At 62.6% G+C, this 23,553-nt stretch carries 25 protein-coding genes and 1 pseudogene; 12 read left to right on the top strand and 14 right to left on the bottom strand.

Annotated features, from left to right (window positions below):
• Positions 1–94: 94 nt before the first annotated feature.
• Positions 95–1,285: a hypothetical protein gene (locus AC0NIL_RS22760; RefSeq protein ID WP_473573464.1), complete on the bottom strand. Its 1,191-nt coding sequence runs from the start codon at positions 1,283–1,285 to the stop codon at positions 95–97.
• Positions 1,286–1,388: 103 nt separating this feature from the next.
• A complete protein-coding gene (locus AC0NIL_RS22755; protein WP_127423385.1) occupies positions 1,389–1,658 on the bottom strand; it encodes a hypothetical protein in 270 nt (89 codons plus the stop codon).
• On the opposite strand from AC0NIL_RS22755, the gene parC reads away from it, so the two are divergent.
• The 3 genes from parC (at position 1,614) to AC0NIL_RS22740 (ending at position 5,756) form a co-directional block, all read left to right on the top strand.
• Complete coding sequence (parC, locus tag AC0NIL_RS22750; protein WP_473573463.1) at positions 1,614–3,866, top strand: DNA topoisomerase IV subunit A; 2,253 nt, start codon at positions 1,614–1,616, stop codon at positions 3,864–3,866. The two genes, AC0NIL_RS22755 and parC, sit on opposite strands and share 45 nt — an antisense overlap.
• Before the next feature lie 240 nt (positions 3,867–4,106).
• Positions 4,107–5,312 (top strand): AI-2E family transporter, encoded by a 1,206-nt coding sequence (locus tag AC0NIL_RS22745; RefSeq protein ID WP_473573461.1) that lies wholly within the window; start codon positions 4,107–4,109, stop codon positions 5,310–5,312.
• 42 nt (positions 5,313–5,354) lie between these two features.
• Positions 5,355–5,756 carry a hypothetical protein gene (locus tag AC0NIL_RS22740; protein ID WP_473573459.1) on the top strand — a complete coding sequence of 134 codons (402 nt, stop codon included), beginning with the start codon at positions 5,355–5,357 and terminating at the stop codon, positions 5,754–5,756.
• Positions 5,757–5,802: 46 nt separating this feature from the next.
• Here AC0NIL_RS22740 and AC0NIL_RS22735 read toward each other — a convergent pair whose 3' ends face one another.
• From AC0NIL_RS22735 to AC0NIL_RS22725, 3 genes are all read right to left on the bottom strand, one after another.
• A complete protein-coding gene (locus tag AC0NIL_RS22735) occupies positions 5,803–6,699 on the bottom strand; it encodes a DMT family transporter (RefSeq protein ID WP_473573458.1) in 897 nt (298 codons plus the stop codon).
• 128 nt (positions 6,700–6,827) lie between these two features.
• Positions 6,828–7,592, bottom strand: a complete 765-nt coding sequence (locus AC0NIL_RS22730; protein WP_013532274.1) for an arginyltransferase — start codon at positions 7,590–7,592, stop codon at positions 6,828–6,830.
• Positions 7,593–7,732: 140 nt separating this feature from the next.
• Positions 7,733–8,203: an RDD family protein gene (locus AC0NIL_RS22725; protein WP_027162437.1), complete on the bottom strand. Its 471-nt coding sequence runs from the start codon at positions 8,201–8,203 to the stop codon at positions 7,733–7,735.
• Positions 8,204–8,405: 202 nt separating this feature from the next.
• Between AC0NIL_RS22725 and sthA the strand changes: the two genes are divergently transcribed.
• Positions 8,406–9,794, top strand: coding sequence for a Si-specific NAD(P)(+) transhydrogenase (gene sthA / locus AC0NIL_RS22720; RefSeq protein WP_027162436.1), 1,389 nt, complete (start codon positions 8,406–8,408; stop codon positions 9,792–9,794).
• A 26-nt stretch (positions 9,795–9,820) separates the two neighbouring features.
• Here sthA and AC0NIL_RS22715 read toward each other — a convergent pair whose 3' ends face one another.
• The gene (locus AC0NIL_RS22715) at positions 9,821–10,489 is read right to left on the bottom strand and encodes an alpha/beta hydrolase (RefSeq protein WP_275954708.1); all 669 of its coding nucleotides are present in this window, start codon (positions 10,487–10,489) and stop codon (positions 9,821–9,823) included.
• Positions 10,490–10,689: 200 nt separating this feature from the next.
• Between AC0NIL_RS22715 and AC0NIL_RS22710 the strand changes: the two genes are divergently transcribed.
• Positions 10,690–11,925, top strand: a complete 1,236-nt coding sequence (locus tag AC0NIL_RS22710; RefSeq protein WP_275954707.1) for an OpgC family protein — start codon at positions 10,690–10,692, stop codon at positions 11,923–11,925.
• 2 nt (positions 11,926–11,927) lie between these two features.
• Here the strand turns inward: AC0NIL_RS22710 and AC0NIL_RS22705 are convergent, their stop codons facing one another.
• The gene (locus tag AC0NIL_RS22705) at positions 11,928–13,007 is read right to left on the bottom strand and encodes a LacI family DNA-binding transcriptional regulator (RefSeq protein ID WP_473573455.1); all 1,080 of its coding nucleotides are present in this window, start codon (positions 13,005–13,007) and stop codon (positions 11,928–11,930) included.
• Positions 13,008–13,161: 154 nt separating this feature from the next.
• Between AC0NIL_RS22705 and AC0NIL_RS22700 the strand changes: the two genes are divergently transcribed.
• Positions 13,162–13,305 carry a hypothetical protein gene (locus AC0NIL_RS22700; RefSeq protein ID WP_013532268.1) on the top strand — a complete coding sequence of 48 codons (144 nt, stop codon included), beginning with the start codon at positions 13,162–13,164 and terminating at the stop codon, positions 13,303–13,305.
• A gap of 62 nt (positions 13,306–13,367) precedes the next feature.
• The gene (locus AC0NIL_RS22695; RefSeq protein WP_084652668.1) at positions 13,368–13,517 is read left to right on the top strand and encodes a hypothetical protein; all 150 of its coding nucleotides are present in this window, start codon (positions 13,368–13,370) and stop codon (positions 13,515–13,517) included.
• Between the two features lie 32 nt (positions 13,518–13,549).
• Here AC0NIL_RS22695 and AC0NIL_RS22690 read toward each other — a convergent pair whose 3' ends face one another.
• Together AC0NIL_RS22690 and AC0NIL_RS22685 are read right to left on the bottom strand one after the other, a co-directional pair.
• The gene (locus tag AC0NIL_RS22690) at positions 13,550–13,924 is read right to left on the bottom strand and encodes a DUF423 domain-containing protein (RefSeq protein WP_275954705.1); all 375 of its coding nucleotides are present in this window, start codon (positions 13,922–13,924) and stop codon (positions 13,550–13,552) included.
• 28 nt (positions 13,925–13,952) lie between these two features.
• On the bottom strand, positions 13,953–15,212 hold the full coding sequence (locus tag AC0NIL_RS22685; protein ID WP_275954704.1) for a multidrug efflux MFS transporter: 1,260 nt from the start codon (positions 15,210–15,212) through the stop codon (positions 13,953–13,955).
• Positions 15,213–15,377: 165 nt separating this feature from the next.
• Here AC0NIL_RS22685 and AC0NIL_RS22680 point away from each other — a divergent pair, with 165 nt between their 5' ends.
• Both AC0NIL_RS22680 and AC0NIL_RS22675 read left to right on the top strand, forming a co-directional pair.
• Positions 15,378–16,043 (top strand): GntR family transcriptional regulator, encoded by a 666-nt coding sequence (locus AC0NIL_RS22680; protein ID WP_024504688.1) that lies wholly within the window; start codon positions 15,378–15,380, stop codon positions 16,041–16,043.
• Between the two features lie 113 nt (positions 16,044–16,156).
• A complete protein-coding gene (locus tag AC0NIL_RS22675) occupies positions 16,157–16,390 on the top strand; it encodes a DUF982 domain-containing protein (RefSeq protein WP_244506945.1) in 234 nt (77 codons plus the stop codon).
• 66 nt (positions 16,391–16,456) lie between these two features.
• Here the strand turns inward: AC0NIL_RS22675 and AC0NIL_RS22670 are convergent, their stop codons facing one another.
• Together AC0NIL_RS22670 and AC0NIL_RS22665 are read right to left on the bottom strand one after the other, a co-directional pair.
• Positions 16,457–16,609: a hypothetical protein gene (locus AC0NIL_RS22670; RefSeq protein ID WP_013532262.1), complete on the bottom strand. Its 153-nt coding sequence runs from the start codon at positions 16,607–16,609 to the stop codon at positions 16,457–16,459.
• A 176-nt stretch (positions 16,610–16,785) separates the two neighbouring features.
• A pseudogene (locus AC0NIL_RS22665) lies at positions 16,786–17,828 on the bottom strand (aldo/keto reductase).
• Between the two features lie 278 nt (positions 17,829–18,106).
• Here AC0NIL_RS22665 and ppk2 point away from each other — a divergent pair.
• A complete protein-coding gene (ppk2, locus tag AC0NIL_RS22660) occupies positions 18,107–19,027 on the top strand; it encodes a polyphosphate kinase 2 (protein WP_013532260.1) in 921 nt (306 codons plus the stop codon).
• A gap of 51 nt (positions 19,028–19,078) precedes the next feature.
• Here ppk2 and AC0NIL_RS22655 read toward each other — a convergent pair whose 3' ends face one another.
• The 3 genes from AC0NIL_RS22655 to AC0NIL_RS22645 all read right to left on the bottom strand — a co-directional run bounded on the left by AC0NIL_RS22655 (position 19,079) and on the right by AC0NIL_RS22645 (position 21,891).
• Positions 19,079–19,726, bottom strand: a complete 648-nt coding sequence (locus AC0NIL_RS22655; RefSeq protein ID WP_064995450.1) for a dihydrofolate reductase family protein — start codon at positions 19,724–19,726, stop codon at positions 19,079–19,081.
• Between the two features lie 217 nt (positions 19,727–19,943).
• Positions 19,944–20,975 (bottom strand): porphobilinogen synthase, encoded by a 1,032-nt coding sequence (gene hemB, locus AC0NIL_RS22650; RefSeq protein ID WP_013532258.1) that lies wholly within the window; start codon positions 20,973–20,975, stop codon positions 19,944–19,946.
• Between the two features lie 88 nt (positions 20,976–21,063).
• Positions 21,064–21,891, bottom strand: coding sequence for a DUF2066 domain-containing protein (locus tag AC0NIL_RS22645; protein WP_275954701.1), 828 nt, complete (start codon positions 21,889–21,891; stop codon positions 21,064–21,066).
• A 194-nt stretch (positions 21,892–22,085) separates the two neighbouring features.
• Here AC0NIL_RS22645 and AC0NIL_RS22640 point away from each other — a divergent pair, with 194 nt between their 5' ends.
• Together AC0NIL_RS22640 and AC0NIL_RS22635 are read left to right on the top strand one after the other, a co-directional pair.
• Positions 22,086–23,129 (top strand): enoyl-CoA hydratase/isomerase family protein, encoded by a 1,044-nt coding sequence (locus AC0NIL_RS22640; protein WP_013532256.1) that lies wholly within the window; start codon positions 22,086–22,088, stop codon positions 23,127–23,129.
• The gene (locus AC0NIL_RS22635) at positions 23,126–23,548 is read left to right on the top strand and encodes a DUF6163 family protein (RefSeq protein WP_013532255.1); all 423 of its coding nucleotides are present in this window, start codon (positions 23,126–23,128) and stop codon (positions 23,546–23,548) included. The genes AC0NIL_RS22640 and AC0NIL_RS22635 overlap by 4 nt, the downstream gene beginning before the upstream one ends.
• Positions 23,549–23,553: the final 5 nt, after the last annotated feature.

Genomic DNA, 23,553 nt, shown 5'->3' with positions numbered 1-23,553 from the left:
TAAAGAACCGCCCGAACCGATTCTTTCGATTCGCTAATCCCAATGAAAAGCCCGGCATCGCTGCCGGGCTTTTCGCATACCGAGATCGCTTCGATCAGTCTTCGTTGGCCTTGACGGTGACACCGAGCGTCTTGGGCAGATCGAGCGGGTTGGACATGGCGCCCGCCATGATCAGCGCGAACGGCACGGATGCCGGCGGCTCGGCCGAGATTTCGAGGCTCTTCGGATCGTCGAGGAATTTGCTGACCGCGGCCGTAACCTGCGCAGTCAGTTCCGGATTGTTGAGCTGCGCCATGCCGAACGGCACGATCGCCTTGGCCTGGTTGGCGATGTCCTTGCCGGACATGCCTTGCTGCTTGCCGACATAGTCCAGAACCTTGTTGGTCAGCGAATCGTCGTCGAAGCGGATCGAGGCGCTGTTGAACGAAAGCTGCTGCAACAGGCCGAGCATGGCCATGCCTTGCGCCGAATTGTCGGCGCCTTCCGGCTGTGCCGCCATCTTCTTCTGCATTTCCTGCAGCGACTTGATGAAGTCCAGCGTGTAGCCGCCGAGATCGAAGGTCATGCCGAGCGTGCCGGCATTCTCGACCGAGATGTCGTATTTCGACAGTTCCATCTTGCCGTCCGTGGGCTGCCAGGTGCCGGCCATTTCGAGGTTGCCCGCGATGTTCTGGTAGCCGAGCGCGTTGATGACTTCCTTGGACTTGGGATCGTCCACCAGCGTCAGGTCGGCATTGAATTTTTCGGTGGTTGCGGTGAATTCCATCGCCTTGCCGTCCGCCGGCGGCGTGATCTCGATGGCAAGTCCGTCCATCGAGAAGGCGGTCTTGTCGGCGACCTTGACGGTCATGTTCGAGAGTTCGGCGGACTTGTACATCATCAGCGAGCCCAGCGGGCCGGTGGCGCCGTCGGCCGGAACTGTCATGTCGTGGATGACGAAGGGGCTAAGGTCGAGGGTGACGCCGTCCTTGCTGTGTGTGAAGGCAGCCGTTGATACGGTGGCGATGTCATAGCCGCCATTTGCCTCGGTCACGCCTTCGAGTTTGACGTCGCCGATGGGAAGCGCTTCCTTCTCCGCCGCCGGTTTGATGGCAACGCCCTGCAGCACCATGCTGGTGTTGTCGCCGGTCACCCCGGTCCAGGTGATGTCGACACCTTGTGCGACAAGCGCTGCCTTCAGCCGGTCGGCCACTGCCGTATCCTGTGCGAGGGCCGCATTCAGCGGCAGCGTGAGCAAGAAGGTCGAAAAAGCCAGTTTCCTGAGAATTGAGCGTTTGATTGTCATCGCAAGGTCCCTGAGAGTGTCCTGAAATTGTTTTTTCAATTATTTGCGCCATCACCATTCCGTGACGAACTGGACCGGAAAAAGGCGTGTCCCGGCACATTGGTCAAAAATCGCGGTGAAAGGCAAACCCGATCCCACCGTCTTTGCGCAAACCGGTGAATTTGTCATGAAGAGCCGATAGCCGGATATCGTCGCGCTTGGCGATAGAGCCCGCATGTAACAGGCTGATGTTGGCCGACATCCGCTGGGGTATGGTTTCATGTTGCAGAAAGGCCGGTATCTCCGTCGGGCTCTTGCCGCGAATCACCCGCTCGGCTAGTCCGAGCCCATGGGAAAAAGGCTTTTGCCGCCTGAAAATGGCGGTGGCGATCACATCGAGCCGGTCGATCTGAAGAAGGCGCTGGAAGAGCGCTATCTGGCCTATGCGCTGTCGACCATCATGCACCGGGCGCTGCCCGATGTGCGCGACGGACTGAAGCCGGTCCATCGCCGCATCATGCACGCCATGCGCCTGCTGCGGCTCAACCCCGATCAGGGCTTTGCCAAATGCGCCCGCATCGTCGGCGAGGTGATGGGCAAGTTCCACCCGCATGGCGACCAGTCGATCTATGACGCGCTGGTGCGGTTGGCGCAGGATTTCTCGATGCGCTATCCCCTGGTCGACGGGCAGGGCAATTTCGGCAACATCGACGGTGATAACGCCGCCGCCATGCGCTACACCGAAGCGCGCATGACCGATGTGGCGACCGAACTGTTGTCCGGCATCACCGAGGATGCCGTCGATTATCGGCCGACCTACAATGAAGAAGACGAGGAGCCGGTGGTTTTGCCCGGCGCCTTTCCGAACCTGCTGGCCAACGGCTCGTCCGGCATCGCGGTGGGCATGGCGACATCGATCCCGCCCCACAACGCCGCCGAGCTTTGCGATGCCGCACTTCACCTGATCGAAAACCGGGACGCGCCGGTGGCGAAGCTGATGGATTTTGTCCAGGGACCGGATTTCCCGACCGGCGGCATCATCGTCGACAGCCGCGCCTCGATCCTCGAAGCCTACGAAACCGGTCGCGGTGGCTTTCGCGTGCGCTCGAAGTGGTTCCAGGAGGACCAGGGCAGGGGCACCTGGAGCATCGTCGTCACCGAAATCCCGTACGGCGTTCAGAAGGCGCGGCTGATCGAGAAGATCGCCGAGCTGCTGATGGCGCGCAAGCTGCCGCTGCTCGAGGACATCAGGGACGAAAGCGCCGAGGACGTCCGCGTCGTGCTGGTGCCGAAGAGCCGCTCGGTCGACCCAGGCATCCTGATGGAATCGCTGTTCAAGTTGACTGAGCTCGAAAGCCGCTTCCCGCTCAACATGAACGTGCTGTCGCGCGGCAAGGTGCCCAACGTGCTGTCGCTGAAGGGCGTGCTGCAGGAATGGCTGGAGCACCGCCGCGACGTTTTGGTCCGCCGCTCGAAACATCGCCTCGGCGAGATCGAAAGGCGGCTGGAGATACTTGCCGGCTATCTGATCGCTTACCTCAACATAGACGAGGTGATCAGGATCATCCGCGAAGAGGATGAGCCCAAGCAGGTGATGATGGCCCGCTGGTCGCTCACCGACACCCAGGCCGAAGCCATCCTCAACATGCGGCTGCGCGCCCTGCGCAAGCTGGAAGAATTCGAGATCCGCAAGGAATTCGACGGCCTGAGCGCGGAGAAGAAGCAGATCGAGGCACTGCTTGCTTCAAACGAGAAGCAGTGGGCGACGATCAAGTGGGAAGTTACCAACATCCGCGACAAGTTCGGCCCGGAGACCGATCTCGGCAAGCGCCGTACCCAGTTCGCCGACGCGCCCGAACACGATCTGACCGACATCGCCCACGCCATGATCGAGCGCGAGCCGGTCACCGTGGTCGTCTCGGAAAAGGGCTGGCTGCGGGCGATGAAGGGGCATCTGGCCGATCTCTCGACGCTGACCTTCAAGGAGGGCGACAGCCTCAAGCTCGCCTTCCATGCCCAGACCACCGACAAGGTGCTGGTCTTCACCACCGGCGGCAAATTCTACACCATCGGCGCCGACCGGCTGCCTGGCGGGCGCGGCCATGGCGAGCCGATCCGCATCATCGTCGACATGGACAATGACCAGGACATCGTCACCGCCTTCGTTCACGATCCGAAGCGCAAGCTGCTGCTGGCCTCGCATGACGCCAACGGTTTCATCGTGCCGGAGGAGGATGTCGTCGCCAACACCCGCAAGGGCAAGCAGGTGATGAACGTCAAGGCGCCGGACGAGGCCAAGCGCTGCATCCCGGTCACCGGCGACCATCTCGCCATCGTCGGCGAGAATCGCAAGATGCTGGTGTTCGCGCTCTCCGAGATTCCGGAGATGGGCCGCGGCAAGGGCGTGCGGCTGCAGAAATACAAGGACGGCGGCCTCCTCGATCTCAAGCCGTTCACGCTTGAGAGCGGCCTTTCCTGGCAGGATTCAGCCGACCGCACCTTCACAAGGTCGCGTGAGGAACTGGCCGAATGGATCGGCGCCAGGGCTTCAGCCGGACGCATGGTGCCGAAGGGATTCCCGAGAACGGGGAAGTTTGGATGACGCTGCTAATCTCCCCCCTTGAGGGGGAGATGTCGCCAAAGGCGACAGAGGGGGTCGGTACGACTGGGCGCGGCCCCCCATCGCAGACACAGGAGGCTAGCGCTTCACGCGCGGCGACCCCTTCTGGCCTGCCGGCCATCTCCCCCTCGAGGGGGAGATTCCCAAGCATTTGGACTATCGTCACGATTGCGGCACTATAACAGTACATAACGCTGAGATAGGCCGGGGAGAAATGGGCGTTTGAAGGAAGCGAAGATCCAGAAGCCGGAACGACAGCAGCGTCTGTTCGGTCTGTCGACGCCGCTCAGGGCAGCCGTCATTCCGCCGCTGTCGGCGGCGCGCTGGCTGCTGGTGCTGATCGTCGCCGCCGGCGTCTATTTCTTCCACGGGTTTCTGTTTCCGGTGCTGGCGGCCCTCGTAATCGCCTTCGCCAGCTGGCCGCTCTACCGGCGCCTGCTTGTCGCGGTCGGCGGCAACCGCACCATCGCCGCGACCTTTGCCATACTGTTCATCCTCGCCTTCCTGGTGATACCGATCGCGCTCGCCGGCACCTATGCGATCAACGAGGTCCGCGAATGGGTCGCCTGGGCGATCGAGACCAACCGGCACGGCGCCGTCACGCCGCACTGGATCGCCACCATGCCCGTCGTGGGCGAGTGGCTGAACGAGCAGTGGACGACCAATTTCGGTCATCCGGGCGGCATCGGCGAACTGATCCAGCTGATCAGCGGCGCCAACATCGGCAGCATCTATCGCGGCGTGCTGGCCGCCGGCGGCAGCGCTTTCGGCCTGCTGTTGACGCTGCTGTTCATGATGATCGCTTTGTTCTTCGCCTATCGCGACGGCGAGCATTTTGCCGGCCAGATCGACCGTCTCGGCGAGCGCATCCTGCCGGCCAGATGGGAGCGGATCTCGCGCGTCGTGCCGGCGACGATCTCCTCGACCGTGACCGGCATGACCGTCATCGCCATCGGCGAGGGCCTGGTGCTGGGCATCGCCTACTGGCTGGCCGGCGTGCCGTCGCCGGTCACACTCGGCGCCCTGACCGGCGTCATGGCGCTCATCCCGGGCGGTGCACCGCTGTCGTTCACGCTGGTCTCGATCTACCTCGCCGCCAGCGGCTCGCCGATGGCCGGGCTGGCGCTGTTCCTCTGGGGGGCGGTCGAACTGTTCATCGTCGACAAGACATTGCGCCCCAAGCTCGTCGGTGGCCCGATAAAACTGCCCTTCCTGCCGACTTTTTTCGGTCTGATCGGCGGCGTCAAGACCATGGGGTTTCTCGGCCTGTTCATCGGCCCGGTGCTGATGGCCCTGCTGGTGGCTATCTGGCGCGAATGGCTGCGCGAGGTGGAAATGGCGGAAGACGTCGTTCCCGATGGCGTCGCCGAGATCGAAGGCAGCCCGCCGCAGATCGAAATTGTCGCCGAGAAAAAGGCCCGGGCATGATCTTCGGGATCCAAGCGCGACTCACCTGACGTCGGTCTACGCATGTTTTTGCGATTTGTTCTGCCAAGAATTATTGAGGGAATGCAGGCGCGCGAAGGTTTTTTTGGCGCTGCCTACGAATTGCGAGGCCAACCTGATATCGATCAACACACGTTAGATCGGCCGGAAGATAGTCTCGCCTGGTTTCGACAGAACCTTGCGGTACCGCCACGTTTCAACCTCTCAAGATCGAAAGGTTTTTACCGGAAACAGACGACCCAAGGATTAAGCTGGTTCAAGCCAACGGCAACGGACCATTTGGCAAGGGCTTATGACCTCGCGGCGCTCCTTGGGCGGCATGGGCATCATGTCGAGGTCATGAAGAGTTCCCGTCTGGGATATGTTGTTTACGAGGACGAATACCAGATAATCGCAGAGCCTTTTTCAGATACGGCAACGCGTTGATTGCGCTTGCGTGCGCTGCAGGTCTGGAACGACTGCCGTCCACTCTCTAGGCCGGGTGAGCGACGGCGAGCGTCGCTCGGCGCTTGCGGCCCTCATGCAGTTGCCACAGCGAATGCGCAGTCAGCGTGACGATCAGGATCCCGCCACCGATCAGGCTGTTCCGGGTCGGTGCCTCGGCGAAGATCATCCACACCCAGACCGGCGCCAGCACCGTTTCGAGCACGTAGAACATCGCCACTTCCGGTCCCGAAATGTATTTCGGCCCGGCGGCAAGGCAGAAGAACGAAATCGGCATGACGACCGCGCCGTTGAAGACGATCCACCAGGGCGCGTTCACGTGAAAGCCTTCGCCTGTCACCATGAAGGCCGCCAGCCCAAGCGGCAGAAGCACCCCGACGAGCGAGGTGAATCCCATGTCCTTGCCACTGGCGCGCGAGATGGTGATGGCCACGGCGATGAAGAAGGCCGAGCAGAGCGCCATGAAATCGCCGAACAGCTTGCCGGTGCCGACGGAACCGCCGACGATGACCAGCACGCCGAAGATCATGATCAGCATCGCCGCGATGGTCACCAGCCGCGGCCTCTCGCGCAGGAATATCCAGGACAGCAACCCCGCAAAGACGGTGTTGAAGGCCAGGATGAACACCAGGTCGGCGGTCGAGGTGTGATAGACGGCGGTGACGAAGGTGATCCCGGTCAGCCCGTAGCAGATCGCCACGATCAGTCCGGACCAGCCGGGGATGAGCGGCGGGGCATTTCGGCTCAATGCCCGCCAGATCGACCAGATGACCATCGCCGCGACGAATGTGGTGCCGGTGCGTAGCAGCATGATCGTCCATGCGCCGCCGTCGGCGAGCCGGATCAACGGTATGTCGACAGTCAGCGTCAGCCCGCCGATGGCGGTTATCAAAAGGCCTTTCTGGTGGTCATGGTGAGAGGACATGCAGGAACTTTCGCAATGAAATGCAGGCTGGCGGCCGGCCGGTGCAATGGCGCACTCTCTCCAGCCAACCGGCTGAAAGACCAGCATCCCCTGCCTTGAAACAGTTTAAAGGCGGACCTTGGAAAAGCTCAGCGTGAAACCGCTTCGTTGGTGTAGCGCTCCCAGCCCTTGGGGCCGAGATGCTCCTGCGGCATGAAGCGCATCTTATAATTCATCTTGCGCGAGCCGTTGACCCAGTAGCCGAGATAGACATGGGGCAGGCCCATCGCCCTGGCGCGGGCGATGTGGTCAAGGATCATGAACGTGCCGAGCGACCGTTCCTCGAAATCGGGATTGAAGTAGGAATAGACCATCGACAGGCCGTCGGCCATCTTGTCGGTGAGCGCCACCGCGATCAGCTCGCCCTGTCCCTTGCCGGTGATGAAGGTGTCGGGTCCACGCCGCCGATATTCGATCACCTTGGTGTCGACATGGGTATCCTCGACCATCATCGCATAGTCGAGCACCGTCATGTCGGACATGCCGCCACGGCGGTGGCGGGCATCGAGGTAGCTGCGGAACAGGGAATATTGTTCGGTCGAGGGCTCGGCATTGTGCATGTAGCCGACGAGATCGGAATTGTGCTGCAGCACGCGCTTCATGTTGCGGCTGGCGACGAATTCCTGGGCGAGGATGCGTACCGAAACGCAGGCGCGGCAGGTCTCGCAGGCCGGCCTGTAGGCGATGTTCTGCGAGCGCCGGAAGCCGCCTTGCGTCAAGAGGTCGTTCATCTCCGCCGCCTTGTCGCCAACCAGATGCGTGAACACCTTGCGCTCGAACTGGCCGTCGAGATAGGGGCACGGCGACGGCGCGGTCAGGAAGAACTGCGGCGACTGGGTCGGATGCTGCGTCATCGAGCCTTGGAAACACTCCTTCGAATCGCTCTACCTTTGGCGCGGATGGCGAAAAATTCAACAGGATTATGTGGGCGCGGTCGACTCGACGCCTTCACATTTGTGCTCAATCGGTTGCGACTGCTCTTCAGAGGGCCGTTTCAGCGGTCGGTGCGGCTGACGACCGTGCCAAGCAAAAGATCGTGCAAGGTGCGTTTGCGGTCGGAAAACAGCGTCACCAGCAGGACAAGCGGCGACAGGATGACATTGCCGGCCCAGAACAGGACCGAATGGACAACCGCAGTGAGGCCGTCGATCGGCCTGCCGTCGAGCCGGTCGAGCCGAATACCCATCATCTTCATGCCCGTGGTGGCCTGATCGGTGCTGCCGAGCGTGTTCCAGATGTAGAGGATGGCCACAGTCGGCAACAGGATGCCGAACAGCATCCAGCCAAGCCCGAGGGTCAAAAGCCCGAGGAAGAACACCAGAATGGCAAACGGGATGGTGAGCAGCGCGACGATGACATAGTCGATCATGAAGGCGAGGATGCGCTTCGTGCGCACGCCGTCATAGGCCCTGACATCGTCGAGCCTGCTGGTGATGAGTTCGCCGTCGAGAACGCGCGCGTTCATGTCATTTCCTCGTAACAAGGTCCGACATAGGGTGCGGACTGCTCAGCCATGAAATGGTGAAGGCCTGTGGCGGAATCAAGATCGCGCTTCCAGCGGTGCTCCAGCTTCGATGGCGTCGGGCCCGATGCGAACTGGTTGAATTTGCGGCGCGGATAGCATTAGCTTGTTGCGGCGCAGCAGAGCGCACAGGGGACGGGGCAATATGGACTACGACATGCTGGTCATCGGCAGCGGCCCTTCCGGCCGCCGTGCCGCGGTGCAGTCGGCCAAGCTCGGCAAGTCCGTGCTGGTGGTCGACCGCGGCCGGCGTCTGGGCGGTGTCTCGGTGCATACCGGGACCATCCCATCGAAAACGCTGCGCGAAACGGTGCTCAATCTCTCGGGCTGGCGCGAGCGTGGCTTCTACGGGCGCGGCTACCGCGTCAAGCAGGATATTTCGGTCGGCGATCTGGTCGAGCGCCTGCACAAGACGCTCGACCATGAGGTCGAGGTGCTGCAGCACCAGTTCATGCGCAACACGGTCAAGAGCGCTCGCGCCGCGGTGAAATTCCTTGGCCCCAACAAGGTCAGCCTGACATCAGACACCGGCGATTACAGCGAGGTCGGTTTTGCCAATGCGCTGATAGCGGTCGGCACCAGGCCGCACCGCCCGCGCGACGTGCCTTTCGACAAGACCCGCGTCTTCGACAGCGACGAGATGCTGGAGCTTGATCGCTTGCCGCGCACGCTGACCGTGATCGGCGCCGGCGTCATCGGCGTCGAATATGCGACGATCTTTTCCGCGCTCGACGTGCCGGTAACCTTGGTCGAGCCGCGCAACTCCATCCTCGATTTCGTCGACCGCGAGATCGTCGACGATTTCATCCACCAGATGCGCGATCGCGGCATGACCATCCGGCTGGGCAGCGCGGTGAAGGAGATCCGCTCCAAGCCGGACGCCGCCGAAGTGGAACTGGCCGATGGCCGCACCATCCGTTCCGAGGTTGTGCTCTACGCCGCCGGCCGCACCGGCAATGTCGGCAGCCTGGGCCTGGATGTCGTCGGCATCGACGCCGACTCCAGAGGGCGCATCAAGGTCGATCCGCAATCCTTCCAGACCAGCGTGCCCAACATCTATGCCGCCGGCGACGTCATCGGCTTTCCGAGCCTGGCCTCGACTTCGATGGAGCAGGGCAGGGTGGCCGCCTGCCATGCCTTTGGAGTGCCTTTGCCGCCGCCGCCGGAAACCTTCCCCTATGGCATCTATGCGGTGCCGGAAATCTCGACGGTCGGCCAGTCCGAAGAACAGGTGCGTGAGAGCGGTGCGGCCTACGAGGTCGGCGTGGCGCGTTTTCGCGAGACCTCGCGCGGCCACATCATGGGTGTCAACACCGGCTTCCTGAAGCTGCTGTTTTCGATCGAAACGCGCCGTCTGCTCGGCGCGCACATCATCGGCGAGGGCGCCACCGAGCTCATCCACATCGGCCAGGCGGTGATCAATCTCGGCGGCACCGTCGACTTCTTCGTCAACAACACCTTCAACTATCCAACGCTCGCCGAAGCCTACAAGATCGCCGGGCTGGATGCCTGGAACCGGATGGGAAGAGGGTAGGCCGGCTGGTCGTGGCGGCGAGCCTGTCAGCTTGCCTGCGCCACCGCCGCCGGTCCCGCCAGCCATTGCCTGACGATTGCCGCGTCGGCGCTGCCGAATTCATGACCTGATGAGACAATCCTGGCGTCGATCTCGGCGCCATGCCGACTGAGCAATGTCACCAGAGCAGGGGCGAAAGGCGCATAGGTGAGGTCGGCGGCGCCGGCGATCATCAGCACCCGCACCTTTGACAGATCCGTCGCCGGCACATCATCGAGCACCGGCATCGGTCGCAGCAGCGCGGCGCGTTCGACAAGGCCCGGATGCAGCAGCATCAGGCTCGAAACCAGATTGGCGCCGTTCGAATAGCCGAGGAAAATTGTGCGCGAGAGGTCGAGATGATGGCGTGTGGCCGCGTCAGCGACGAAGCCCGCAAAGGCCTCGGTTTCGGTGCGGATGCTCGCCTGTTCGAAGCGCGTCGGCGTGATCCGCGCGAACCAGCGGAAACCATCCTCCTGGACAACGCGGCCACGCACCGCGACGAGCGTGGCACGCGGTGCGATCTCTCGCGCCAGCGGCACCAATGTCGTCTCGTCGACACCCGACCCATGCAGCAGGAAGAAGCAGTCGCCCGTTGAATCCGCCGCGCCGTAAAGCCGGTAGTGGAAGGCGAGATCACGCCGCAACGCACCATCTTGTGAGGTCTCGTCGATCATCGACCATCCTCTTGATTATATGACGTTTCGCTCAATTTGCCGGCTTCAAAACGCAATATTTTCAAGCTCCGCGAAAGTTGATTGAACCGGGCGCATTACAGTCCGTTTCTCCGCCGATAACATCCTTCGGGAGGAATCGAAGCGGTGCGCCGGGGGTCGCATTGCCGGTATGAACAACCAGCTTTGAGGCCTTTTTGTCGATGACCACCCAGATTTCCCCGGACCGCGATGCGCGTGTCCCAGACCGCGAGGCGCGTGTCCCGGACCGCACTGAGCGCGACACGCGCATCGATGTGATCCGTGCTCTCGCCTTGTTGACCATCTATGTCGACCATGTGCCGGGTACCGCCTTCGAGTATCTGACATACAAGAATTTCGGCTTTTCGGATGCGGCGGAGGTCTTCGTGCTGATCTCGGGAATCTCGGTCGCGCTCGCCTACGGCAAGAAATTCCAGCCTGGAAACCGGCTGCTGGCAACTTTGAAGATGTTGCGCCGCGCCGGTGTGCTTTATGCCACCCACATCGTCACCACCATGGTGGTGATGGCCATTTTCTGCGCTGCGGCGGTGTTTGCCAGGCGGCCGGAGCTTTTGACGATGATCAACATCGAGCCGTTGATCAAGAATACGCCGCAGGTGCTGATCGGCATCGTGACGCTGGGCCACCAACTTGGGTACAACAACATCCTGCCCGTCTATGCGGTGCTGCTCTTGCTGGCGCCGCTGTTCCTGCTCATTGTCAGCTATCGGCCGGTCCTGGCACTGGTGGCATCCGGCGCCCTGTGGCTGGTCGCGGGGATTTATCAGATTGCTCCGCCCAACTACCCCGAGCCCGGCTTCTGGTTTCTCAACCCGCTGTCGTGGCAGTTCCTTTTCAACATCGGCCTGGCGGGCACGCTGCATGTGCGTCGCGGCGGCACCATCCCGGTCAATCGCTGGCTGGTTGGGGCGGCCTTGGCCTACACCGTTGTGGCCCTGGTCTGGGTGCACAGCCCGCTCTGGGGGCATATCTCCTGGTTTGGCCTGCCTCCGGTGCTGACCGGTTTCGACAAGACGTTCCTGTCGCTGCCGAGGCTCCTGCATATACTCGCAGTGAGCTACCTGATCGTGGCATTCCCGGTGATCTCGAATCTGTTTCGCACCGGGCGCGATCATCCGCTTGCCATATTGGGCAAACGATCGCTGCCGGTTTTCATTGCCGGCACGGTGCTTGCAATGGCGGCGCAGGTGCTGAAGCTGATCAATCCGGGCGGATTTGCCTATGACAGCCTGTTGATATCGGCCGGCATCGTCATGCAGTTCGCGCTCGCCTACTATCTCGAATGGCTATCGGGCCTTGGCTGGTCCGCCAAAAGCAGGCCGGCTCACAGCGCCGCACCGCCCGTCCATGCTGCATCCTTCGCGATGCCGGGCATGGCGACAAGAATGGGCCGTTGAGCTCAGGCGGACGAGGGGCCGGATGAGGCCCGCACCACGAGTTCGACCGGCAGCGATTGCCGGCTGAACGAACCATCATTTTCAAGGATCGCCTTGACGGCAAGGCGGCCCATCTCGGCGATCGGCTGGACGATCGTGGTCAGCGGCGGCTTGGAAACCGCCCCTTCCGGAACGCCGTCGAAGCCGACGACAGAAACATCGCCCGGTACTGCAATGTCGTGCTGCCGCAGCCAGTCCAGCGCATGGAGCGCCATCCTGTCCGACATCGCCAGGATGGCTGTCGGCGCCTCGGCACCGGCGAAAATATGGTCGAGGCCGGCCCACACGCTCTTCTCGTCATTGACGGTCTCGTAGATCGGCACACGCGAGACGTCGATGTCGACGCGGGAGAGTTCCGCGAAATAGCCACGCAAGCGGTCCCGCGTAGCGGAGTAGAGGGCCATTTCCACCTGCTCCCTTGTGGTAGGGCCGAAGCCTGCGTCGGCACAGGGCAGGGTAAGCACGGCAAAGCGGCGGTGTCCGAGCTCGGTCAGGTGGCGGGCCGCCAGGCCGGCACCGGCGATGTTGTCGACGCCGATCGCCGCGACCGCATCGTCGTCGTCCGAATCGAGGTCCAGCGCCACAAAGGGGAGCTTGCGTTCACGTGCCAGTTGGACCAGCTTTGAGCCGCCATCGACACAGAAAACGATGAAGCCATCGACCAGCGCACTCTGGATGTTCCACGCGAGCTGCTCGCCATTGACGGCGGAGACCAGCGAAATCCCCGCACCGGTCGCGTCACAAGCCTGCGAGATGCTGGCCATCATCACCCGGGCAAAGGGATCGTCGAAGAAATAGGAGAGGGGTTCCGCGGTCGCGACACCGATGGCATTGACCTTGCCGGCGCGCAGCAGCCGGCCCTTGGGATCCGGTCCGCCATATCCCATGGCCTCGGCTGCCGCCTTGACCCGTTCACGGACCTCCTCGCGCACGATCTCCGGACGGGCGAAGACGTTGGACGCGGTGCCGTGCGACACGCCGGCTGCCTTGGCAATGTCCGCCAGCCGGACCGGTCTTGTCTTTGCAGAGATAAGTGGCGCCATCTTCGTCTCCTGAATTCTTCCCATTTAACACTTTCGTTGGATCGGTTCAAATTTTGGCTTGATCGAGGCTTCGATAGGGCCTATGTTTGATCGATCCAAGGAAACGCCTGCTGGCAGAATTGGATCGATTCAACATCAAGTAGGGAGTTGTGTCATGCATCCCGTCAATTTTCTGTTCGAAGACATTTACCGCAACGACTGGAGCATCTCGTCGAACACCGCGACGCAGAAGCGCCGCGGCAAAACCAGCCCATGGGTCCGCGAGTTGCGGTTCCTTGTGGAGCGCAAGCGGAGCTGATCGGGGTCGGTTTTTCGCACCTCTCGATTGGATCGATTCAAGTGCTGAAAGGAGCGCACATCATGCATCCCGTGAGCTATCTATTTGAAGACATCTACCGCAACTATTGGGGCATCGCGCCGGCTTCCGAACGGCCGGAGCGGCGTCGGTTGGCAAGGCTGCGGCGGCGCAATCGCGAATTGCTCATCAAGCCCGAGCGCCGGCAGGATTAGCCGCCACGCTCGACGTTTGGTGCCGGCGGGCGTCAGGACCGCACGCGCACCAGCGCCGAGGCAGCGATCGCCAGCCAGCCGGCAATGAGCAGCGTGCCGCCGATCGGCGCCGACAGCGGGAATAGCCGCGACCCGATGAAATCGCGGGCCAGCAGATCGCCGCAGAACAGCAGAAGCCCAACCAGCAGGATCAGGCTGCCGATGCGCAGGATCCGGTTCGCGCCAAGCAATCCGGCGGCAAGGAAGACCGGCGCATGCATCAGCAGGAACGATGCGGCGGTGCCAACGAAGGCGCCGCCGAGATGCGCCGCCGCGGCCGACAGCGCCACGCCGGCAGCACCGCAGAAGCCCCCGGTCAGGACGAGGATACGGCTGCTGTTGTCGGAAGGTCGTTCGGCTGTGCTCATGTTTGGGGCTCCGTGACGCCCAACCCCGTCAGGGCTTGCCGGGGTGGGCAAGCATGTCCTGCTCGCGGCGTGACTGTGCCAGCCAGTTATACACCGCGCCGCCGGCCATCAAGACGGATGTGCCCAGAAACACCGAACGCATGCCGAAATGACCACCGGCAAAGCCGCCCAGCAAGGGGCCGGCGACTTGCCCGACATATTGGGCGGAGATCGACAGCCCGAGCACATTGCCGCCGACCCCATCGGGAACATTGTGGCGGATCACGCTGGTGATGCAGGGCAACAGCCCGCCCAGCGCCAGACCCATCAGGAAGCGCAGGCCGGTGAGTTGCCAGCTCTGTGTGACGAAGGCCTGCGGGATCAGCAGCAGCGCCGAGACGGCAAGCGCGCCGATGATGACGTTCCAGTGGCCGACGCGGTCGGCGAGCTTGCCGAGGCGCGAGGCCGACAGGATGGCGCCAAGGGCCGCCGCCGACATGACGACGCCTGATATCAGCGTGACGCGGCTCTGGTCCTCGATGAGCTGCTGCACATAGACGGTGATGATCGGCTCGATCGACATGGTGGCGAAGCTCAACAGCATGCCGGTCGCCAGCATGGCGACAACAGGCCGTTTGTCGGGGATTTGTGACCAGCCGCCTTTCCGCTTCTGCGTCGCTCCGGCGTCTGCTGTTTTCGGCCGGGGATTCTCCTTGATCAGAAACGTGGTCGCCAGGAATGCCAGGAAGATGACGCCGCCGGAGAGGAGAAAGGTGGCGCGGATGCCGATCAGCGGCGGCAGGGCGCCGCCAACCAGCGGGCCGACCAGAGCCCCGCCCGTGATGCCGGCCGACAGCAGGCCCAGCGCCCAGCCGGAACGCTCCTTGGGTGTCTGCATGGCGACGAGGATGGTCGATCCCGAGGAGTAGCCGCCGGCAAAGCCGATGAGCAGCCGCAGCAGCACCAGCTGCCAGACCGTCTGCACCATGCCGGTCAGCGACATGCATATGGCCATGCCGAAGCTGGCGCGAACCAGCATCACCTTGCGGCCATAGCGGTCGCCGAGACGTCCCCAGAGCGGCGCCACCAGCGCCGCCGCGAAGAACGTCGCGCCATAGGCAATCCCCGACCATTGCACGATCGCCGCGTGACCCTCGGCACCCAGCTGCTCGATATAGAGCGGCAGGAACGGCAGAAGCAGCGTCATGGCGACAAGCGTCGAAAACGAACCGGCGAAGCACACGAACAGATTGCGCCGCCAGTGGATGTTGTAGGTGCTGTCGGTCGCCGGGGGCGTGCTCTGCTGCATGTCGTATGTCCTGTCCCAGCAACTCTTCTATCGATGCTTGCTGCGGATACCAATTTGGGATACCAAGATGGTGCACGTCATGGACGCAAGCTTGGCCGCTGTCAATGCAACCTGTCGAACGTGATCGGCAAGACGATCGCAAACGGCCAAAAGGTGGAAACGACAATGTCGCAGATGCACAGCGTCGAAAAACAGCTTCGGCAGATGATCCTGGGCCTCGAGATCGGTCCCGGCGAAAAGCTGACCGAGCGCTGGATCGAGAGCCGTTTCGGTGCATCGCGAACCCCGGTCAGGGCAGCACTTCTGCGGCTCGAGACCGAGGGGCTGGTCGGCAGGGACGGGCGCGGCTGGACGGTGTCGCCGATCAATCTGGCTGAACTCGAGCAGATCGCCGTCTACAGGGAGGCGGTCGAGGTTGCGGCAGTTCGCCTGACATGCAGCCTGGCGGACCGGAGCGCCATCGATGTCATCCAGGCGATGCTCGAATCCTGCGACAACGACACGCCGCGCGAGGAATGGCATCGCGTCGGCATGGATTTTCACATCGAACTGGCGCGTCTGTCAGGCAATGAATTCCTGTTCCGGGCGGTCCGCGATGCCATGACGCGCCTGTCACGGGCGCGCTGGCTGGAGGTTCGCGACGAAGCGGCCCTCAGCCGCGCCTGGGCCGAACATCGCGCCATACTGGCGGCGGCACGCCGTGGCGACGCCGATGAAGCTGCGCGCCTGCTCTCGGTCCACATCGTCGGCAGCCGCGACCGGCTGGTGACGTCGCTCGCCAACGATCGGCGCGGTCTTCGCGCCAGAGGCTTTGCCGTCGTTGCTGCTTAAGGTGGATGAAGGGGCGCAAAGCGGCGTCTGGACGTGTGCGCACTTTCGCCCTCGCTTCGCAGACGCCGATGGCGTAAGGAGCGGCGATGGAAAACAACCGATTTGAAACACCTGTGACTGTGAAGTCAGTCGCGGCGGGAAGCACTCAGCTCTTGCGCACGGCGCGTGAGGCTTCCGACTACCTCCTCAACAGCTGGCCCGGCAAGCGCAGCCCCAAGCATCGCGCGGCCCTGCAGGCCTGCCATGACGCACTCGCCGGCGACAAGCCGGCGATGAACGCCAGGCGCGCCTTCATTGCGGCGGCGCGCGAAGTGGACGTCTTTGTCAGCGACAAGGCGCCGGCCTGACACAAGGCGACATCCGAGGCGGCAATCCGGATTGAGGCACGGCCCGCATCTGCGGGCCTTTTGCCGTCACTTTGCCGTTTCGGTTTCGGCTTCAGTCTCGTCTTCGGGCTTCGAACGTTCCCTCGCTGCAACCTTGGCTGCCAGCTTCTCGGCCTTCTTGGCCGCCTTCTGGCGGTCGCGTTCCTTGCGTTCCTGATCGTAGTTTGGTGGTCGCGCCATATCGGCTCCTTTTTCACTGCCTCGCGGCTCTGGTCCTGCCTAGGAGCATTAGCCGTCAAACACAACAGCTGAAGCGATAGTGCGTCGATGATGGCCAGGCTTGCAAGATGCGCGCCGCAATGATGGGGCCACGCCCATCACTGCGGCGGCGATACCTATCGCCATCGATTTGCCGATCAGATGCCGCTTCGGTCAATCACCAGATCGGCGGCACCAAAACGGTCCTTTGCCGCCAGCTGCTGGTGCCAGTAGGGATAGAGCAGGGGCGGCCGGCTGACCGCGTCGAGGCGCGCGCGCTCCTCGCCCGAAAGCACCAGGCTTGCCGCCGCGATGTTGTCCAGGAACTGCGTTTCCGTCCTGCCGCCGATCACCAGGGAACTGATGGACGGCCGGCCAAGCAGCCAGGCCAGCGCCACCTGCGCTGCCGACACGCCGCGCTGCGCGCCGATCTCCACAAGCACATCGACGATCCGCCACAGCCGGTCCTCGTCGCGGATCGGTGGTTCCGACCAGCCCGCGAGTTGGCGGGCGGTGGGGCTGTCACGGCGGTATTTGCCGGACGCAATCCGCCGGCAAGCGGGCTCCAGACCAGAACGCCCAGCCCCTGGTCGACGGAAATCGGCAGCAGTTCGTACTCCGCTTCGCGCGCTTCCAGCGTGTAGTGGATCTGCTGCGTGATGAAGCGCGGCTGATGACGGCTGTCGCTGATGCCGAGCGCCTTCATCACCTGCCAGCCGGAATAGTTGGAGCAGCCGACATAGCGGATCTTGCCCTGGGCAACCAGCGTGTCGAGCGCGCCGATGGTTTCCTCCAGCGGCGTCACGCCATCCCATTCGTGCAGGAAATAGATGTCGATGACGTCGGTCTTGAGCCGCTTCAGGCTCTTCTCGCATTCCCGGATCAGGTGATGGCGCGACAGGCCTTCATCGTTTGGACCTTTGCCGATCCGCATCCGTGCCTTAGAGGCGATCAGCACGTCGCCCTTGCGCTTGCCGCCGAGCGCTTCGCCGATGATCTCTTCCGAAATGCCGTTCGAATAGACATTGGCGGTGTCGATGACATTGATGCCGGCGTCGATACAGAGATCGATCATCCGGCGCGCTTCGTCGAGATCGGTCTTGCCGACCGCCGAAAAAGCTCCGGCGCCGCCGAACGTCATGGTCCCCATGGTCAGTGTCGAAACTTTCAGGCCGGAACGGCCGAGGGTGCGGTATTCCATGTCGGTCCTCGCGATTGCATTGGGAAAGGGCTGGGGAGGGTGCCCGAATAAGGCCGCTATTTGTAGGACAATTTGGGCGACGTGTCTCCATGCCAGCGCGGCGGATCGATCATGCCTGGCTGGACCGACGGCGGCGGTAACCATGCTCGCGCTGCAATAAAACCGTCATTGCAGGCCTATATGGAAGTCGGCTCAGGTGTTGCCGTTCCCGGGCTGTAGGCCGGGAGTTTGGGGCGCCGGACGTGGATCGACAGAGCTTGCAAGTGGAGCAGCCGATAATGACCGAGCTAAAACAGAATTCTCCGGCCAGGGATTGGCTTGAAGCCGAGCTCGCCGACACGCTTGACGAAGACTATGAGCTCGAAATGTCGGAGCCGGCGCTGTCGATGGAGATCGCCAAGATCTACAAGAACTCGCATCCGCCTTCGATCGATCGCATGCAGTATTTTCGCGACCTGATCACCCTGCAGTCCGAATTGATCAAGCTGCAGTCCTGGGTCGCCCACCACAAGAAGAAGCTGGTGGTGATCTTCGAGGGACGCGATTCGGCCGGCAAGGGCGGTGTCATCAAACGCATCACCCAGCGCCTCAACCCGCGCATCTGCCGTGTCGTCGCACTGCCGGCGCCGACGGAGCGCGAAAAGTCGCAATGGTATTTCCAGCGCTATGTCCCGCATCTGCCGGCCGGCGGCGAGATCGTGCTGTTCGACCGCTCATGGTACAACCGCTCGGGCGTCGAGCGGGTGATGGGCTTTGCCCAGCCCGATCAGGTCGAAGAATTCTTCCACGACGTGCCGGAATTCGAGCGCATGCTGGTCCGCTCGGGCATCACCGTGGTCAAATACTGGTTCTCGATCACCGACGAGGAACAGCAGATGCGCTTCCTGATGCGCATCCACGATCCGATGAAACAGTGGAAACTGTCGCCGATGGACCTGCAGTCGCGCGTGCGCTGGGAGCAGTACACCAAGGCCAAGGAAGAGACCTTCGCCCGCACCAACATCCCGGAAGCGCCCTGGTTCATCGTCGAGGGCAACGACAAGAAACGCGCGCGGCTGAACTGCATCGACCATCTGCTCAAGCAGCTGCCTTACGAGGAAGTGCCGCACGAGGAGATCACTTTGCCGGAGCGCGTCTTCAACCCCGAATACGAACGCCAGGTGCTGCCGCGCGAGCTCTACGTGCCGGAGAAGTATTGAGGCAGACGAAGCTGCGATCTCCCCCACGAGGGGGGAGATTGGCTCTCCACCTTACGCCCGCTTGATGGTGACGTGCGTTGCGAGCGGGGTCGCCACCTGCTCGCTGCAGACATAGCCGAGCTTGAGCATGTCCAGGCCGGCAAAAAGGTTCTCGCCCGTGCCCAGCAGCACCGGCGCGATCGCCAGATGCATCTCGTCGATCAGTTTTTCCTGCAGATATTGCCGTATGGTGGCGACGCCGCCGCCGACCCGCACATCCTTGCCGCCAGCGGCAGCCTTGGCCCGTTCAAGAGCTGAATGGATGCCGTCGACGACGAAGTGGAAAGTGGTGCCGCCCTCCATCGTGATCGGTTCCCGCTTGTGATGGGTCAGCACGAAAACCGGCACATGATAGGGCGGGTTGTCGCCCCACCAGCCTTTCCAGCTGTCGTCAGGCCATTCGCCGCGGATCGGTCCGAACATGTTGCGGCCGAGGATCCAGGCGCCGACATTTTCGAAGCTGCGCGCCGCGAACGCCTCGTTGACGTCGGTGGTGCCGCCATCTTGTCCGAGCACCATCTCGCGGAAGGTGCGGGTGTCGACAAACCACTTGTGCAAGGATTCCCCACCGACGCCGAGCGGATTTTGCAGATCCTGATCGGGACCGGCGCCATAGCCGTCGAGCGATAGGGTGAAAGCGTTGACGCGAAGTTTGGACATGCGAGCCTCCTCGATAACCGATTGTGTTTTGCAAGCAGTTTTTTGTAACAAACCGATTGTGAATTGCAAGCGGTATTTTCAAGCTCAAACGAAGCCCACGCAACGGTCAAGTGGCCCTCGCTATGGATTCCCCGGCCAAGAGCCGGAAATTGGTATGGATGTCGAAGCGGATTGGCCGACATTGCTCGCCGCGACCGGCCGTCGTCGCGAAGAGAAATTACCCCTTCAGCATCTCCGCCACTTCGGGTGCGAAATAGGTCAGGATGCCGTCGCAGCCGGCGCGCTTGAAGGCGAGCAGCGATTCCAGCATTGCCTTCTCGCCGTCGATCCAGCCATTGGCGCCTGCCGCCTTGATCATCGAATATTCGCCCGACACCTGGTAGGCGAAGGTCGGCATCTGGAACTCGTCCTTCAGCCGCCGGATGATGTCGAGATAGGGCAGGCCGGGCTTGACCATCAGCATGTCGGCGCCCTCGGCGATGTCCTGTTCGGCCTCTCTCACCGCCTCGTCCGAATTGGCATGGTCGATGTAATAGGTCTTCTTGTCGCCCTTGAGCAGACCGGCGGTGCCCACCGCCTCGCGATAGGGTCCGTAGAAGGCCGAGGCGAATTTGGTCGCATAGGACATGATCGCCACGTCCTGAAAACCATTGGCATCGAGCGCGTCGCGGATGGCGCCGATGCGGCCGTCCATCATGTCGGACGGTGCGATGATGTCGGCGCCGGCGGCCGCCTGGATGACTGCGGCGGCGGTCACCTGTTCCACTGTCTCGTCGTTGACGATGATGCCGTCGCGCAGGATGCCGTCATGGCCGTGGCTGGTGAATGGGTCGAGCGCTGCGTCGGTGATGATGCCGATCTGCGGTACCGCATCCTTGATCGCACGGGTGGCGCGGTTGATCACATTGTCGGGATCGAGGATGTGCGAGCCGGTCTGGTCGCGCAGCGAGATGTCCACATTGGGGAAGGTGGCGAGGGCGGGAATGCCGAGTTTTGCCGCGCGCTCTGCCTCCTTGACGGCGAGATCGATCGACAGGCGGAAGACGCCGGGCATGGCGGCGATAGGCTCGCGGATACCCTTGCCCTCGACGACGAAGATCGGCCAGATCAAATCGTCGACCGTGAGCCGGTTCTCCTGCACCAGACGGCGCGACCAGTCGGCCTTGCGCATACGGCGCAGACGGCGGCTGCCGGTGATCTCGTCGACGCCGCGCGCGCCGGCGGGCTTTGCGGGGGTGAATTTGTTCATCGCCAGTACTCTCGTTCGGGCAGGCTTTTACCACGAGCTCCCGCCGCTGACCAATGCGGCACGATTGTGCCAGCGACCGGGTCGAGGCCTATTCGGGTTGCCCATTGCCTGACAGAATCTGTGCCGCGCCCCTGATGGCGACACGGAAAGCCTCGTCGAAGCCGACACCGCGCACCTGCCAGACGTAGGTCTTGCCGGCCATGGCCAGCCGCCAGTCGGCGATCCAGCCCAGTTCCTTGTCGCTCCAGACGAGACTGCCGTAAAGCGCCTGGTCGGCGCCGGCTTTCTCCGCAAGGGTGTCGAGCTTCGTCATCTCGGCATTGCGAAGCGCCTGATCGTCCAATCCGGCCTGCGACAGCTGCGCCACCGTGGGAAAAGTCACCTGCATGGCCAGCGGTACGGCGGCATTGCCGAACGATTCGCGCATCAGCATGCCACGGTCGTCCTCGGCATCGAGCGCGTAATGCGTTGTTCCGCGCTCGGTCGCCAAAAACACCGCCAGCCGTGGCCGCTCGGTCAGCCACGGCCTGCTGCCGAGCGAAGCCAGCACCGGGTCGATGTCAGCAGGCTTGTACTGGCAGTAGAGATTATGAGGCCGATCGTACGTGCCCTGGTCGTCATGGTTGGGAATGCCTTCCATGCGGTCGCGATAGTGGAAACTGGCGACGAAGGTGCCGGCTTTGTCGCGCAATGCCGTCATTTCAGGTTTCGCCGGCAGGCGCTGATCGCCGGAAACCCGCACCAGAACCGCGTCGAGGCAGCGCTTGAAGCCGGACTGGCGGTTCTTCTCGTACTTGCCGTTGACGATGGTCTGCGAGCTGTAGAGGTCTTGCAAAGTCCCCGCCATGACCGGGTGAACAGCCAAGCAGAGGCTCAGCCCGATTGCCACCGGCGCAAGGTGCGAAAATCGAGTCATAAACAATCGTCCCGTTCGAAGACCCACCAGGTACGCTGCAATAAACTCTACCCAGTTTTCCGTATTGCAGCTCCATTTTTAGCACTGGCTCCTGGTCCGGGCCAGAGCTTGCACCGGTGTCCTCGCCATTGACGCACCCATGCGCCACGCTTTAGCACTTCAGTCCCGGCGGCCGGGAGAGGGATTCTTTCACGATGGATTTTGGCGGAGGCGACGAGATCCGCTTCGAACATCTGGGCCGGGCCGGCGTCGTCACCTTGACGCGGCCGCAGGCGCTCAATGCCTTGACGCACCGCATGATCGGGGCGCTCGACGCCGCTCTTTCCGCCTGGGAGGCCGACCAGGGCATCGACGTCATCGTCGTCAAGGCAGAGGGCAGGGCCTTTTCGGCCGGCGGCGATATCCTGCATGTCTATGAGACAGGCCGGGCGGGAAAACCGCCGGTCGAGTTCTTCGCCGACGAATACCGGCTCAACGCCCGCATCAACAGCTACAAGAAGCCCTATGTCGCCCTGATCGACGGTATCGTCATGGGTGGCGGCGTCGGCATCTCCTTCCACGGCTCGCACCGGGTGATGACCGAGAATGCCCAGTTTGCCATGCCGGAAGTCGGCATCGGCTTCTTTCCGGATGTTGGCGCCAGCCACCTGCTGCCCGATCTCGGCGGCTCCTTCGGCATGTATCTGGCGCTGACCGGCAATCGCATTCGATATGGCGATGCGCTGTGGTCTGGGCTGGCCACCCATACCATCAAGGCCGAGGACCAGGCTGGCTTCCTCGACCGGCTGGCGTTGACCGGCGATCCGGAATCGGTGCTGCGCGGCTTCTTCGTGCAGGCAAGGCGAGAAACCGACAGGCCGACGCTGGAGGCGATTGTCCGTCATTTTTCGCAACCGTCCCTGAACCGCGTCATCGACAGCCTCGAGCGTGCGGCCGCCGCCGATGAGTTCGCGGCAAAGACGCTGGCGACGATCCGCACCCGCTCGCCGACCAGCCTGCGCGTCGCCTGGCGGCAGATCAGCGCCGGACTGACGCTGTCCATGGAAGCCTGCATGAAGATGGAGTTCCGCATCCTCAACCGGATGCTCGCCGGCCATGATTTCTACGAAGGCATCCGCGCTGCCATCATCGACAAGGGCTCGAAGCCGCAATGGCGGCCGGCAAGCCTCGCTGCGGTCAGCGAAGCGGATGTCGATGCCTATTTCGCTCCGCTCGGCGAACGGGAACTCCTGATATGAGCGAGGTGACCTCAAGGCGCATCGTTCTGCAGCCCTCCGGGGTGGAGGTGATCTTCGCCTGGTTCCAGCGCGTCATATCGGGCTACTGCCTGCTGTTCGGCATTCTCTACTGGATCAAGCTGATCGGCTTTTATCCGGGCACACTGTGGCGTTTCGACCTGATGCCCGTGCACTGGCAGGTCGCGGCGGTGGTGCTCGCCGTGTTCTTTCCCTTTGCCGCTGCCGGCCTGTGGATGCTGGCGTCCTGGGGCCCGGTGATATGGTTCATTTGCGCGGTGACCGAGACGGTCATGTACGCCGGCTTTCCCGAGTTGTTCGGCCACCGCTTGCTGATTGTCGTCTCGCATGCGGCGGTGGCGGTGCTCTATATCGTCTTTCGCGTCGTCATCTACCTGCAGAAGCGCCCGGTCCGCCACTAAGCCGT

This window comes from Mesorhizobium sp. WSM1343, from assembly GCF_055901535.1.
Note: the sequence above shows the minus strand (reverse complement) of the source record. Positions and strands in the feature narration are given on the sequence as shown.